General features: G+C 35.6%; 16 protein-coding genes. 2 read left to right on the forward strand and 14 right to left on the reverse strand.

Translation table 11 applies throughout. From position 1 onward, the window contains the following. Nucleotides 1-25: 25 nt before the first annotated feature. Together ACZ5R4_RS03880 and ACZ5R4_RS03885 are read right to left on the reverse strand one after the other, a co-directional pair. Nucleotides 26-892 carry a patatin-like phospholipase family protein gene (locus tag ACZ5R4_RS03880; RefSeq protein ID WP_109984116.1) on the reverse strand — a complete coding sequence of 289 codons (867 nt, stop codon included), beginning with the start codon at nucleotides 890-892 and terminating at the stop codon, nucleotides 26-28. Nucleotides 893-990: 98 nt separating this feature from the next. Further along, on the reverse strand, nucleotides 991-1,443 hold the full coding sequence (locus ACZ5R4_RS03885) for a nucleoside deaminase (protein ID WP_054859222.1): 453 nt from the start codon (nucleotides 1,441-1,443) through the stop codon (nucleotides 991-993). Between the two features lie 237 nt (nucleotides 1,444-1,680). On the opposite strand from ACZ5R4_RS03885, the gene ACZ5R4_RS03890 reads away from it, so the two are divergent. Next, the gene (locus ACZ5R4_RS03890; RefSeq protein ID WP_054859221.1) at nucleotides 1,681-2,328 is read left to right on the forward strand and encodes a PD-(D/E)XK nuclease family transposase; all 648 of its coding nucleotides are present in this window, start codon (nucleotides 1,681-1,683) and stop codon (nucleotides 2,326-2,328) included. 12 nt (nucleotides 2,329-2,340) lie between these two features. Here the strand turns inward: ACZ5R4_RS03890 and ACZ5R4_RS03895 are convergent, their stop codons facing one another. The 4 genes from ACZ5R4_RS03895 to ACZ5R4_RS03910 all read right to left on the reverse strand — a co-directional run bounded on the left by ACZ5R4_RS03895 (nucleotide 2,341) and on the right by ACZ5R4_RS03910 (nucleotide 7,620). After that, complete coding sequence (locus ACZ5R4_RS03895; protein ID WP_277678431.1) at nucleotides 2,341-3,141, reverse strand: SDR family NAD(P)-dependent oxidoreductase; 801 nt, start codon at nucleotides 3,139-3,141, stop codon at nucleotides 2,341-2,343. A gap of 87 nt (nucleotides 3,142-3,228) precedes the next feature. Further along, nucleotides 3,229-3,648 carry a hypothetical protein gene (locus ACZ5R4_RS03900; RefSeq protein ID WP_054859220.1) on the reverse strand — a complete coding sequence of 140 codons (420 nt, stop codon included), beginning with the start codon at nucleotides 3,646-3,648 and terminating at the stop codon, nucleotides 3,229-3,231. Nucleotides 3,649-3,832: 184 nt separating this feature from the next. Further along, nucleotides 3,833-5,587 (reverse strand): YhgE/Pip domain-containing protein, encoded by a 1,755-nt coding sequence (locus ACZ5R4_RS03905; protein ID WP_464368085.1) that lies wholly within the window; start codon nucleotides 5,585-5,587, stop codon nucleotides 3,833-3,835. A 26-nt stretch (nucleotides 5,588-5,613) separates the two neighbouring features. Further along, nucleotides 5,614-7,620 carry an efflux RND transporter permease subunit gene (locus tag ACZ5R4_RS03910; protein WP_277678442.1) on the reverse strand — a complete coding sequence of 669 codons (2,007 nt, stop codon included), beginning with the start codon at nucleotides 7,618-7,620 and terminating at the stop codon, nucleotides 5,614-5,616. A 236-nt stretch (nucleotides 7,621-7,856) separates the two neighbouring features. Here ACZ5R4_RS03910 and ACZ5R4_RS03915 point away from each other — a divergent pair, with 236 nt between their 5' ends. Then, nucleotides 7,857-8,396, forward strand: coding sequence for a TetR/AcrR family transcriptional regulator (locus ACZ5R4_RS03915; RefSeq protein WP_464368086.1), 540 nt, complete (start codon nucleotides 7,857-7,859; stop codon nucleotides 8,394-8,396). Nucleotides 8,397-8,409: 13 nt separating this feature from the next. Here the strand turns inward: ACZ5R4_RS03915 and ACZ5R4_RS03920 are convergent, their stop codons facing one another. From ACZ5R4_RS03920 to yhbY, 8 genes are all read right to left on the reverse strand, one after another. Then, on the reverse strand, nucleotides 8,410-9,405 hold the full coding sequence (locus tag ACZ5R4_RS03920; protein WP_109984110.1) for an LLM class flavin-dependent oxidoreductase: 996 nt from the start codon (nucleotides 9,403-9,405) through the stop codon (nucleotides 8,410-8,412). A gap of 71 nt (nucleotides 9,406-9,476) precedes the next feature. Next, on the reverse strand, nucleotides 9,477-10,001 hold the full coding sequence (locus ACZ5R4_RS03925) for a helix-turn-helix transcriptional regulator (RefSeq protein ID WP_464368467.1): 525 nt from the start codon (nucleotides 9,999-10,001) through the stop codon (nucleotides 9,477-9,479). Then, complete coding sequence (locus ACZ5R4_RS03930; RefSeq protein ID WP_109984108.1) at nucleotides 9,929-10,423, reverse strand: helix-turn-helix transcriptional regulator; 495 nt, start codon at nucleotides 10,421-10,423, stop codon at nucleotides 9,929-9,931. The genes ACZ5R4_RS03925 and ACZ5R4_RS03930 overlap by 73 nt, the downstream gene beginning before the upstream one ends. A gap of 235 nt (nucleotides 10,424-10,658) precedes the next feature. After that, the gene (locus ACZ5R4_RS03935; RefSeq protein WP_054859217.1) at nucleotides 10,659-11,408 is read right to left on the reverse strand and encodes a class I SAM-dependent DNA methyltransferase; all 750 of its coding nucleotides are present in this window, start codon (nucleotides 11,406-11,408) and stop codon (nucleotides 10,659-10,661) included. Between the two features lies 1 nt (nucleotide 11,409). Continuing rightward, on the reverse strand, nucleotides 11,410-11,754 hold the full coding sequence (rsfS, locus tag ACZ5R4_RS03940) for a ribosome silencing factor (protein WP_054787768.1): 345 nt from the start codon (nucleotides 11,752-11,754) through the stop codon (nucleotides 11,410-11,412). Beyond that, the gene (yqeK, locus tag ACZ5R4_RS03945) at nucleotides 11,747-12,325 is read right to left on the reverse strand and encodes a bis(5'-nucleosyl)-tetraphosphatase (symmetrical) YqeK (protein ID WP_054859215.1); all 579 of its coding nucleotides are present in this window, start codon (nucleotides 12,323-12,325) and stop codon (nucleotides 11,747-11,749) included. The genes rsfS and yqeK overlap by 8 nt, the downstream gene beginning before the upstream one ends. A 51-nt stretch (nucleotides 12,326-12,376) precedes the next feature. Continuing rightward, on the reverse strand, nucleotides 12,377-12,943 hold the full coding sequence (locus ACZ5R4_RS03950) for a nicotinate-nucleotide adenylyltransferase (RefSeq protein WP_109984107.1): 567 nt from the start codon (nucleotides 12,941-12,943) through the stop codon (nucleotides 12,377-12,379). 15 nt (nucleotides 12,944-12,958) lie between these two features. Further along, entirely contained in the window at nucleotides 12,959-13,252 is a 294-nt protein-coding gene (gene yhbY, locus ACZ5R4_RS03955) for a ribosome assembly RNA-binding protein YhbY (RefSeq protein WP_054787771.1), read from the reverse strand. Nucleotide 13,253 lies beyond the last annotated feature (1 nt).

Below are 13,253 nucleotides of genomic sequence, written 5' to 3' on the forward strand. Positions count from 1 at the left end.
ACGCTTCCATTCTCTTATTCGAAACTTAAATAACCTCTTGCTTCACCTCTAAAAATTCTTTAAGTGGCCGTATAAGCTTTTTCATTTCTTCATACCCTTGCTGATATAAATCCGTTAATTTGTTCTGGTTTTTTTCCATTCTGCCCACTCGGAGTTTTTCGGTTGGACAAATAAGGAAAATATTTCCTTTTTTCTCTTGGTCATACAGATAATTTAGTACATCATTGTAAACAATATGTCGCCTTTCGATAGCCGCTAACAATGCGGGATATGCCTGATATTTCTTTTTTATGAGCCAATGAAATGCCTCCATTTTTTTAAAATAACCTCGATTTTTAGTTAATATAACAATATTTCGTGAATTTCCATCTTTCATCGACTGTTTAATTGGAATCGGATCGGTTATCCCACCGTCTAAGAGCTCCCTATTCTCAAATGAAACAGCTGGGGCAATCAGCGGCAGAGAACTAGATGCTCTTATTAGTGTCATCATTTCTTGGGCATATTTCGATTTATAATAATAGACTGGCGTTCCAGTAATACAGTCTGTTGCTACCACAACAAATTCTTCTTTCGCCTTTTGGAATGTTGGATAATCAAATGGCTCTAATTCATTCATTAATGTTTCGAATAAAAAATCCATCCCAAAAAGCTGTTTTTTTGTAAACAAATTTTTTAAAGATAGATAATCTGGATGCTGCACATAATCAATATTTACCTTTCTATTACGATCAAGCTGCCTGGAAATATAGGAGGAACCATTACAAGCACCTGATGAAACTCCCATCACATAAGGTATGTATATATTTTGCTCCATTAAATACTGTAACACTCCTGCTGTAAAAACCCCTCTGCTACCGCCACCTTCTAATATTAAACCTACACCTTTCATAAGACCGTTTCACACCACCCTGTCTCTTCCCGTCTTTACCTAATAATTTAGTAGTTAAAGAACCTTATGAGGAATGTACAACATTTTATGCCTAATAATTAATTACTTTCTTTCCATAATTTCATTGGATCTAGCTGCCCTTTATCGAGGGATAATTGTTCTATTTTGATGGATCGTTGATTTTTTGGTTTTTGAAGATCATGATAAATCTCCTTAGATTTCGTTAATCCTACCTCTGTTGCCTCATCTACACTTTGACAAAAGTAAACCTGATTGATCCCCGCAAAATACATTGCGGTCAAACACATGGCACATGGCTCTCCACTTGCATATATAACACAACCCGATAAATCATTCGTATTTAGCCTCTTTTGCGCTCGACGGATAGCGAGTAATTCAGCATGACCGCTTACGTCATGATAAAGATGTAATTCGTTAACACCTTCCGCCAAAACCTCCTCATTACGGACTAATACGGCTCCAAAGGGTTGTCCTCCTTCTTGAACATTTTCTAATGCAAGCCGAATGGCGTGGTTCATATATGAATTCATAAATGATTCTCCTTTCTGGCAATATGAAGTATAAGTAGATTATATAAATGTAGTTTAACATAACTTTTTCAAACCAAAATATGAAAAGCTTTCATCTATGATAAATGCAGGTGTCTAAAAGGAGTTCTTACATATCAAATATCTAATAATCTAGATGGTAATTTTAACAAATCCATATTTGGCTATTTGACTAAAAAAGCAGTATCTAAAATAATATAGCTAAAGGAGGGACCAGAGATGAGCCACGTAAGATTTACATATTCTACATTAAATGATGACATTATTCAGATTATTCAAGAAGATGAAGTACTCTTTTCTTTTATTAAAGCACTACTCCTATCCAAATTTAAAAAAGACCCGATAGAAAAACTAACATTAATAAAAAAAATACCTATCACCTATTATGCGAATACGGAAAAAAATAAGGATTACTTGATCGAAATACACTTTCTACACTTGTTCGATAATATAATTCACAAATTTTTTCATACTCCTCATTACAAACAAGAAGATTATTCTCACAAACAGCAAATAATTATCATAAAGTTTTTAACATTCCCATTATTTTTAAACACAACAAAATTTCACTCCATATATTTACCTGTATATAATTACTCTCTTAGTAATCAGCTTGAATATCATTTCATTGAACTGCCTAAGGTAATAAAGGCTTGGCAAAATCAGATAATAAATCCCTTGCAGGATCATTTTGCAAGATGGCTTCTTTTTCTCGGAATGATTGATCAGCAGCAAAGGATTTATCATGAAAGTATTTACGAGCAATTATGGAAAATAGCGAAAATAGACAAATCCTTGGAAAGAGCTTTGGTTGGTTGGAAGAATAAAAACTCCAAGAAGGTGAGCCAATCTATTATGAAGGCATAATTTCAACATTATTTATCTCATAACACTTCCACCTGAAATTTTCACTGATTCACCAACTATGTTCTTCGCAGCATCTGTCAAAAGAAAAGCTATTGTATTCGCGACTTCTAGAGTTGTCGTGAGCTCACCTGATGGAATACTATTCTTAGCATTTCTCATAGCAGTCTTATACGAGATTTGATTTCGCTCCGCTTTTTTAGCAATGATTCCTCTTGCCATATTCGTATCAACAAATCCAGGACAGACTGCATTAACACGAATGTTATGCCTTATTGCTTCAACAGCCATAGATTGAGTCCATCCTATGACAGCAAATTTACTTGCTGCATAAGCACTATTACCATATGTACCTCTCAATCCAGAGAGTGAAGCAATATTCACTATATTACCATGTTTTCTTTTGATCATTTTTTGGTAAATGGATTGTGTCAAACTAAATGCAGAAAAATAATTGACTCTCATAATATGTTCGACTTCCTCTTCACTCAAACTTTCAACGACTGTTCCCCCCGTTATTCCTGCTGAATTTACTAGACCTGAAACTATGCCAAATGCTTCCTCTGATTTGGTTAGTAGGTTTAACCTTCCCTGTTCATTATTGATATCTGCTTCTATTGCATGAATTTTATCCTTTGTTGTCACATTTTCGAGTTCTGTTTTTAATTGTACTAGCCTTTTTTGATTTCTTCCTGTAATGGTTACTTTTGCTCCCATTTTAGCAATTGTTTTTGCTGTCTCGGAGCCAATTCCACCTGTAGCACCTGTTATTAATATATGTTGATCAAGTAATGCTTCTTTTGAAAAAATTGACATTTTCTTACCTCCTATACTACGTTCTCACCATTGTATTTTCACCTATTTCAAAGTTTTAAACATACCTTGCTCTTATCATTACTTTCTTTAATCCAATACTTCTATAGAAATAGCCTCTATTAAAGGTGCTATCATCAATTCTTTTTTTCCTCTTCCTTCATATTGATTACGAATAATCCCTACTACCCGGATAGTATTATTAACTTTTACGTTCAGTTTTGTTTGTTTTATGTAAATCAATAAATTTTGTTCTTTTTTCAGGGTTGTATATACAGGTAGATAAGTCATCCCTTTATTGTTTTCAATAACCTTGATCACTTTTGCGGTAAGTATTATTTGATGATTATAATAGGCTTGCGGATTCCTGTACATTTTTGCAAAATCCTTTATTGGTACCATCTTTCTTGCCTTGGTTTGAGTAGAACTGTTCGATTTTCGAGCATTATAGCTTACAAGTAGAATAAGTGATGCAAACAATATGAGTAAGGTAGTTACAATTTCCTTCATCCATTCCTTCTCCCTTAAGCTTGATTTTGATTCCAGTATAAGGGGTAATTAGGTACTATTTTTGTCATAATGGAAAATTGTTAGTTGTTTTTATAAAAAATATCATAACGTTAGTCATGACAAGGGATAGAGAAAGGTGAAATAAAAAATGGAAAGTGACATAATAGTGCCACTTTCCAATTACTTAGCGGAATAAATCCCATAATTTGTCCCAAAAACTTTTCTCTTTTTGCTCTTCTTCTTTCTCTTCCTCTTTATCATCCGATTTCTTTATATCTTCTGTTTTAATGACAAACTGAACGGTACCTACCTTTTCATTTTTCTCAGATACAAAAGATATGGCCTTAAAATCAGATTTATCATATTCATTGATCATCTCGTCTACTTCTTTTTGCATTTGTTCCGGAATCTCGCTTGTAGAATCAGCTAATTCGGTTGTACCGTTGTGTAACTCCTTCGCTCCGTTTTCCAATTCCTCTGTACCCTCACCTAATTCAGATATTCCATCATCCAGATCTGTATAGGTATTGGAAAGCTTATGAACTCCATTCGTATATTCCTTTAGCCCATTGTGAAATTCCTGATATTTACTAGCTAGTTGTGACACACCTTCTTGAAGTTTAGTAACCGATTGTTCGATGTTGGCTGGATCTGTAGCATTCGTGATTTCTTTTGACATGGTTCTTAAAGAAGTCACCATCTTCGTAAGGGAACCATTGACTTCCTTTAGGGTTGGACTTACCACCGAAAAAGCTTCTTTAACTTGTTTATATGTTGCTTTTGTTTTACGAGCTTGCTTATAAGTTTCGACTAGTTTATCAACCACTTTTTCATCATCGGTGCTTTGTTTCAATTGATTAATCTCATCATTTGAAATTTCATAATCAGGAATTGCTGTAATTGCTTGATCCAAAGCTTGATACGCATTATCATAATTTTCTTGTAAACTAGACAAGCCTTTCTCCGTACTCTCCAATCCATCTGCAAGTTCCTTTAGCCCATTTATGAGCTCAGTAAAGTCTCCTGCTCCAAACTCTTGATTTAGTGATTCCTTCATTTTGCTTAATGCCTCATTTATTGCGGATGAGCCATTGATTAATTCCTCTGAACCGTTATCGAGCTCATTTATACCATTCTGATATTGATTAGATCCATTTTCTAAGCTAGCCACCCCATCATTTAATTCGCTGATACCCTGCTGCAATTGACCGACACCATCATTAATTTCTCCAGTTGCATCAGATAAGGATTGGAAATCCTCTGTCATTTCATCCACGTTTGGTGAATCGATTGACATAGAAGATGGAACAGCTGAGATCTCGATCCCGTTTAATTCTAGATCTACTACATCTGCTTCTAGGACAAATGTTTGTTCTTGCTCTGGCATTAACGTGAAGCTTATCTGCTTATTTTTTCCTGCATTCGCTACAGTAGCTTCCTCTGCAATGATATTTTCATATTTCGAAGTGTCTAATGTTAAGGCGATTTGCAATAAATAATTTTCATAAAAGATATCCCCTGCATTTTCATTTTTAGAGGTAGCTATCTCTATTTTCAAGTGTCCATCCTCCCCTAACAACTGGTCTGGCGGTATAACTTTACCATCTAGCTGATAAGAGATATCAAAATTCCATGGTAATGGCTTCTCCTCAAGATTTCCTTGATAAAAAAAGGTATCAGTTGAGGCAGTAAAGGAAACTTTATTTTTTGCTAATGACAATTCAGATAAATCTGTTAGATTTTTGACACTTTTATAATCGCCATAATCTTCGAGATCTCCTTTTTCCTTTATTTGAAAACTATTAACGACATACATTTCCTTCTGTGATCCATTTGGATTTAAGGTTGTGTAAACTACTTCATCTTTCGTCTTATAGCTTCCTTGCTCAGCAGCAATAGAAACTGGTAAAAAGGAAAATAGTAGTAAACCTATAATCATTAATATCACGAATTTACTAAATTTCATCATGATCCCTTCCCTTTAAAAAAGTTTGGTTTCCATGTTGTTTTTTCGATGACCTTATCCAGTATGACTAACAAAGCTGGTAGGAAAAAGACTACCATAATAAATGCGAGTAATGTTCCTCTACCGAGTAATAACCCAATCGATGAGACAATCGGATTGGAGGAGGTCCATGCTAATATAAAGCCAACACTTGATAAGATCGATGCTGAAATTAAAATGGAAAAGATTTTTTCATCGATCGTCTTTTTAATAGCCTGAACTGCAGGCATTTCTTTACGGTTTTTTTCGTATGCTTCTGTTAACAATATCGCATAGTCAACTGTTGCGGCCAATTGTACTGTACTTATTATTAAATATCCGACATATACAAGTGGTGTATCGGTGAAATACGGAACAGATAAATTAATCCAGACCGATGATTGAATGGTAAGCAATAAGACAATAGGTATAGTGATCGAGCGGAAAGTCACCAATAACACGATTGCAATCGTTATAATTGTTAAAAGATTGACTAGTTGATTATCCTTCTCTACCGTGTTTTTGATATCATATAAGGTAATACTTTCTCCAAGTGAATAAACATCTTCTCCATAATATCCTGAAGCCATTTCTTCTACTTTTTCGATCAGAGTAAAGGCAGCTTCCCCTTCAGCGTCTTGATTTGTATTCAAAATAATTCGCGCAAATTGATCAGAATAGAATTGTTCTGTCACAGACTCCTCTAAATATTCTGGAGGAATCACAGGATCCACTGTATTGACATAAGCTAACACGCTCGATACTTCCTCTAATTTTTCTAAATCCTGTACAAGCTCTTCTTCTTTTGCAATGTCACCTTTTGGTACAAGTAATACCATTGGAGTATTCTTTCCAAAGGTTTGTTCAATAGCGAGTTCATCTTGCCCGATTCTTGTATTTTCAGGCTGTTCGCCCGTACCATAAATAAAGTTGGTATTGCTTTGTCCTAAATAAGCTGGGACAATCATTAAAAAAACGAGTATTAACACAGGTATTTTTAGTTTTAATACACTTTTTCCAATATTTTTAAATGCAGGAATAATGGGCTTGTGCTTCGTTTTATCTATCCATTTATAGAAGGTTAATGTTAAAGCAGGTAAGAAAATCATTACACAGATAAAGCTTAACAGGATTCCTTTTACAAGGTTTATCCCCAAATCAGAGCCAATCTCGAAATTCATAAAACTGAGTGCCATAAAACCAAAGAAGGTCGTCGAAGCACTTGCTGTAATCGCAGGAAAGGATCGCTTTATTGCCATACGCATCGCTTCTACTGGTTCTTTTCCTTCCTGTCGAAAATCTGAGAAGCTATGAAGCAAAAATATGGCATAGTCAAGCGATACAGCAAGTTGAAGAATTGGTGCAACTGACTGTGTAACAAAGGATACTTCACCTAGAAAAATATTTGTACCCATATTAACAAGCACAGATACTCCAATCGCAGTTAAAAAGAAGACTGGCTCCATCCAGGAATTAGTGGATATAACAAGTATAAGAATAATAATCGGGACTAATAAGAGAGCAGCATAGGCAGATTCTGTTCCAGCCATCTTTTGAGAATTTGCTGTATTAAGCGCCTCTCCGGACATAGCATTTTCTTCGCCAATAAGTTTATATACCTTATCTGTTACCTCTACTTCTTCCCCTTCTTGAATATGAAAAGATAACAAGGCATCCTTATGTTTATAGTAAGATTCCACGGTATCTTGATCTGCCATTTCTAATGGTGTCTTTAGATCAATAGCGTCATCCAACCACATCACTTCACTTACACCATCAATTGCTGCTATCTTTTCTTTGTAATCAAGTGCTTCTTGGACGGTGACATCTTTAATCATTACTCGAGTATTGGCAACCGCTGCATCAAATTCTTCTTCCATTGTGTCCATTGCGGTCATTGACGGTGCATCTTCTGGTAAATAGTCAACCATATTATAATTAACTGATACGCCAAATTGTGCGATCGAACTAATCAAGGCAATTACCATAAATACAACCACGATAATTTTTTTGTTTTTAATTATTTTTGTTGAAAGATCAATCGTGGATCATCCTCTCTCTTGCCAAATCTAAAACTACACTATATCATTATATAGACACCGTGTTGCCTAATCAACAAACAGTTTTAGAAATAACGTCTAATTTCCAACATATTTTAATTTTTTGTCGGAATGTTACAAAAAATTCACATTTATTTTGTAATAAAAAAGGAGGGCTTCTAAGAATGGCTGTAAGGCTGGATCGACGCAAAAAATATACCCGGATGGTGCTAAAGGATAGCTTAATGCATTTGTTAAATCAGAAACCTTTATCTGCAATAACTGTAAAAGAGATATGTATGGAGGCGGATATTAATCGTTCTACTTTTTACACGCACTATAAAGATCCGCTCGATTTATTGCATCAGATTGAAGAGGAAATTATAGAAGAAATGAATAAGCATTTAACGGAATGTAATTTTGCCAAGGAAGAAGAGTCTCTTCAGCTTACAGAAACTCTTCTAGAATATATCATTGAACAAAAGCATGTATGTCAAACTTTGCTCAACCAAAATACGGGAACAAGCTTTCAGAAGAGAGTGATGATTATAGCAAAGCAAATTTTAATGGATCACGCCGTGACGGAAAAGTCTGATCGGACTGATTATTTCATTACTTTTATCATAAGTGGTGCCATTCATGTAATTAAGGACTGGTTGAATAATGGTACGAAGCAATCCCCAAAAGAAATGGCGGAACTAATTAACCTATTTGTAAACAGATAGTAGGACACTACCCTTAAAGCGAAAATACTTCAGCAATTAATCGGTAGGAGTTTACCTTCTCCTTAAAATCATAAATATTCGTAATAATCATGAATTCATCTGTGTTGTACAACTTACTTAAACGTGTTAGTTCTGTTTTTACTTTTTCTGGAGTCCCAATAATGCATCTTTTTCGATTTTTTTCTATCTGTTTTAATTCTGATGAAGTGAATGGTTTCTTTTTGACCTCTTCCACTGATGGGACTTTGGTGTCTCTTCCCTGACCAACTTGGAGTAGCCATTTATCTTGACTTAGTGCAAGCTCCTCAGCTTTTTCTTGTGTTTCCGAGCAAACCACAAAAATACATATCATTTTATTTGGTCGATCAAATGTTTCAGACGCTTGGAAACTTTCCACATAGGTTCGAAGAATGCCTTCCCCATTGTCTGGACGAATAAAATGCCCAAATACAAAGCCGATACCTAATCTTCCCGCATTTATTGCCGCCCTCTCTGATAATCCTAACAACCAGAGCCTAGGAGCTTGATCTATTCTAGGACCTGCTTTTACCAGGCGAAATGAATGCTCTCTTGGTAGTGTATTATGTAAGAAACCTTGTACATCTGAGAGCTGTCTAGGAAATTCCCCCATTTCTCTTGGCAGCCCGTCTAATAAGGCGCTCCTTGTTAATTGTGAACCACCTGGTGAACGACCAATTCCAAGGTCAATCCTGTTTGGAAATAATGCTTCAAGTGACAAAAATGTTTCTGCAACCTTTAGCGGACTATATTGTGGGAGTAGTACACCACCAGATCCAACCCGTATTCGCTTCGTAGTGGAAGCAATTCGAGCTATAATTATTTCCGGGGCGATGCTTGCCAATCCATTTGCATTGTGATGCTCCGCCATCCAGTAACGAGAATAGCCTAACTCCTCTGCTTTTTTGGCAAGAGCCACTGTATTTTCTAATGTCTTGATTGGATCAGATCCTCTGGAAATGGGGGCTTGATCTAATACACTTAGTTTCATGCTATACCCACCCTTTTACATATGTCTATTCTCATTGTAAGTTTTTAAAATATAAAAGGGAAATAATTGAACTAGTTTTGGTAATGGTCGAGAAGGAGATGGGCTTCTTTTTCTATTTCTTGTTTGAGTGAAGATGGCCCAATAACTCTCGCTTTTGCGCCCATACCTAGAATCCATTTCTTGATAGATTGGTCGCCATTGAGTGTTGCTTGAAAGCGGATCGCGTTATTTGGCAATTCTTCGATAATTTGATCATCACTATAAATGGACTCCTTTACCTGGTTGGAAAAAGGGGTTTCAATAATCAGATCTACCTTCATCGGAGCTTTTATAAATCCTAACTGTGGGAATTGTTTACGAATATCAAATTCCTCTGGAAGATAAAATAGATGATTTGTCGTTACTACGTTTTGAATTCGTATGATTTTGAAGGTTCTTAATTCCTGCTTTCGTTCACAAAAAGCCACACAGTATAAATTCTCATCATAGAGAACAAATGCATATGGATGAATCACTCGTTTTGTCACTTTATTAGTGGATGCTGCTGTATAAGTGATTTCAACTTTTTTCCGCTGGTTAAAGGATTGATAAAGCAGTTGATAATGTTCGGATTGATCCCCCCAATTTTGTCATTAATCAAATAATCATTAGCAAAGTAAAAATGCTTACTACTAAGTGCTTCATCACGTTGGGCTGCTTTTATTTTATCAAGGGCATTACTTAACATATGTTCATGTTCTGGCTGTCTAGATAGGTAGGATTTCACGGCAATTTGCAAATGTTGAATCTCTTTAGAACTAAAATTGCGAATTGGTAGGATCGTTTTTTTATCAAGATAATACCCTCCATTCGCACCTCGATCACTTTCGATATAAATGCCAGCAAGCTCTAGCTCCTGTTTATATTGACGAATCATTCTAGGCTTCACTTCAAGCTCTGTTGCTAATTCTTCAATTTTCATTTTATTTCTAGCCATTAGAAGCTGAATCATCTGAAGACAATTACTCAATTTACTCATAAGGATCTCCCTTTTTATATGATCACATCATCCTAATTATAACATAATATATGGTAATAAATGAGTCATATTACACATTAAAAGTACAATTGGTATTTTCCCCATTAGAAAATTTCGCATTCGCTCGTCTTTTAGTGATGCGTTTAAATTTTGAACTTCAAAATCTCCGCCTCGACCTTCTGCAAAAATTTTATGCTTTCCAAACGTAAAATAAAAACGTCCTTAACGGACGTTCTTATTTTTTACAGACAAAAAAGATACGATTGCCTGCTTCTGGATTCTTATTTTCTATTTTAGAAAAATCGGTAAAAATACCAATGATCTCTAGACCTACTTCTGATATAAGCCTTCGATACGTTTTTATAGGAAATGTTCGCTGATAATGAATTTCATCGAAGCGTTCATATAAATTTTCGCCTTCCTTTTCCATAAAAAAGGTGAGGTCATGAATCACTTCATTTTCATACTGCCCTTCTTCACAAAACCAGATATAGGATATATCATCATAGATCTCAGAGAAGGTTTGATTCACCATATTCTCCTTGAAATGCTTCACGCTATGCACATCAAAAAGGAAAATGCCATCATCTTTTAATACATGAGCTATATTTTCGAGTGTTTTTTTTATATCTGTTTCGTCTGTTAAATAATTCATAACATCACAAATGCTAATAACAACATCAAAAAGTGCTAGTCCTTCTAATGAACGCATATCCTGATGAAGATAGCTTACCGATAGGTTCTGTGCTTCTGTTTCTGCCTGTGCGTAGGCCAACATATCCTCTGAATAATCAATGCCTGTAACACTGAAGCCCTTACTTGCTAATCGATTACTCATTTCACCTGTTCCACAGCCAAGATCTAAGACCTTCTTCGCATGAGGATGGTGTTTTTTTATGTTATCAAGGATAAACTCTTCCCATTCATCATACGGAGCATCCTCCATTAACAGATCATAGATATAAGCTAATTTAGAATAGGCCATCTTACAGCTTCACTTCTAATTGTGGGGCATCTCCCCATAGCTTTTCTAAATTATAATAAACACGTTCGTCTCGATGAAAAACGTGACAAACCACATTTCCTAAATCAACTAATACCCATCTTGCTTGATCAAAGCCTTCCATTCGTTTTACTTCAATAGCTTGTTCCTCCGCTACGTCCTTAAGCTCTCTTGAAATAGCTTGAACTTGACGCTCATTTGATCCATCACAGATTAAAAAATAATCGGCGATTAGTGATACCTCTTTCATATCTAGAACTACAATATTTTCCGCTCGTTTATCGTCACATGCTTTTGCGACTAAATCGACTAATGCTTTACTATCCATTAACATTCCTCCCTGTTTTTACTAAACCTTCATTATATAACTGAAAAGTATCGGGGTAAATTGGTTGTTCGTGCTCCATCAAAAATTCGATTGTGTTTCTTGCCGCCAGCCAGCAGGCCTTGTTTATATCATGGTAGACCACACTACGGACTTCTTCTACGCCTGGGAAAGAACGGCCAGGCTCTATATAATCAGCTATAAAAATAATTTGATCGAAAAGAGACATATTTCGCTTCCCTGTCGTATGATAATAAATAGCACTTTGTATCTCGGGATCCTTTATTCCAACTTCCTTTTCGATCATAATAGAGCCGACAGGACCATGCAGTAGCTCTGGCCCATACTCTAACAAATCTTGAGGTAATTTTTCACTGAGCACCCAGCGTTTCATCTCATTGGGATTACGATATTTGGCATAATCATGAAAGATAGCGGCGATCTCTATTTTTTTTACATCAAGCTTGTAATGCCTAGCAAGTGATATTGCTGTATCTGTTACTCTTACTGTATGCTCATACCTTTTTGGTCTTAACTGCTCTTTCACTAATGCTAAAGCTTGTTTTCTTTCCATAAACTACTCCTTCAATCTTCAAAGACGAGTTATTTCATTGTATGATTAGAATTATGACAGATATAACCGTGTATCATCAATTAGTTTTCTGACAGAGGATGGTGTTAGGTACCGAATAGATTGACTATTCGCTACCCTCTCTCGAATCATCGTGGAGGAAATGTCAATTAAGGGCATATCCACTTCCAACACTTGATATTTTGAATCTAACTGGTATCCAGGGCGTTTCACACCAACAAACGTCACAAGTTCGATTAATTCATCTATTCGATGCCATTTTGGCAAATATTCAACCATGTCTCCACCTATAATAAAGTAAAAACATACATCAGGATGTTTTTTTTGCAGAAAGGTAATCGTATCAATCGTATAGGATTTACCATTTCGCTCTAATTCGATGGGATCCACTTTAAATGCTGAATGATCTGAAATAGCTGTTTGAATCATTTCATATCGGAGCATCCCTTTGGATTTTGCATTCTCCTTATGTGGTGGTTGGTTCGTCGGAATGAACCAGATTTCATCTAGCTGTAATGCTTCATATACTTGTTCAGCCATAATTAGATGTCCATAATGTGGCGGATCAAAAGTACCACCGAACAGGCCAATTTTCCTCATTAAATTCACCTCTTATTATGGCAACAAGATTTCTTTATGATTTTCCGATTCTTTATAAAGGACAATAATATTGCCGATAATTTGAACGATATGTGCATCTGTACCATCTGCTAATGATTCAGCAACTTCATCTTTATCCTCCATACAATTTTGCAAAATAGAAATTTTGATTAATTCTCGACGTTCGAGTGCTTCCCCTATTTGTTTGATCATATTATCATTGACGCCATCCTTACCTACTTGAAAAATAGGATTCAAATGATGGGCTTCTGCACGTAAAAAGCGTTTTTGCTTTCCTGTTAATTTCAAA

This window comes from Gracilibacillus sp. JCM 18860 (genome assembly GCF_055395245.1).

What these genes read in the sequence shown, in the direction of transcription:
- ACZ5R4_RS03880 (WP_109984116.1), bottom strand. Translation starts at nt 892, where the DNA reads ATGAAAGGTGTAGGTTTAATATTAGAAGGTGGCGGTAGCAGAGGGGTT.
- rsfS (WP_054787768.1), bottom strand. Translation starts at nt 11,754, where the DNA reads ATGGATAGTAAAGCATTAGTCGATTTAGTCGCAAAAGCATGTGACGAT.
- ACZ5R4_RS03920 (WP_109984110.1), bottom strand. Translation starts at nt 9,405, where the DNA reads ATGAAACTAAGTGTATTAGATCAAGCCCCCATTTCCAGAGGATCTGAT.
- ACZ5R4_RS03935 (WP_054859217.1), bottom strand. Translation starts at nt 11,408, where the DNA reads ATGGCCTATTCTAAATTAGCTTATATCTATGATCTGTTAATGGAGGAT.
- ACZ5R4_RS03950 (WP_109984107.1), bottom strand. Translation starts at nt 12,943, where the DNA reads ATGAGGAAAATTGGCCTGTTCGGTGGTACTTTTGATCCGCCACATTAT.
- ACZ5R4_RS03905 (WP_464368085.1), bottom strand. Translation starts at nt 5,587, where the DNA reads ATGATTATAGGTTTACTACTATTTTCCTTTTTACCAGTTTCTATTGCT.
- ACZ5R4_RS03930 (WP_109984108.1), bottom strand. Translation starts at nt 10,423, where the DNA reads ATGAGTAAATTGAGTAATTGTCTTCAGATGATTCAGCTTCTAATGGCT.
- yqeK (WP_054859215.1), bottom strand. Translation starts at nt 12,325, where the DNA reads ATGGAAAGAAAACAAGCTTTAGCATTAGTGAAAGAGCAGTTAAGACCA.
- ACZ5R4_RS03895 (WP_277678431.1), bottom strand. Translation starts at nt 3,141, where the DNA reads ATGTCAATTTTTTCAAAAGAAGCATTACTTGATCAACATATATTAATA.
- ACZ5R4_RS03890 (WP_054859221.1), top strand. Translation starts at nt 1,681, where the DNA reads ATGAGCCACGTAAGATTTACATATTCTACATTAAATGATGACATTATT.
- ACZ5R4_RS03900 (WP_054859220.1), bottom strand. Translation starts at nt 3,648, where the DNA reads ATGAAGGAAATTGTAACTACCTTACTCATATTGTTTGCATCACTTATT.
- ACZ5R4_RS03910 (WP_277678442.1), bottom strand. Translation starts at nt 7,620, where the DNA reads ATGGTAATTGCCTTGATTAGTTCGATCGCACAATTTGGCGTATCAGTT.
- ACZ5R4_RS03915 (WP_464368086.1), top strand. Translation starts at nt 7,857, where the DNA reads ATGGCTGTAAGGCTGGATCGACGCAAAAAATATACCCGGATGGTGCTA.
- ACZ5R4_RS03885 (WP_054859222.1), bottom strand. Translation starts at nt 1,443, where the DNA reads ATGAATTCATATATGAACCACGCCATTCGGCTTGCATTAGAAAATGTT.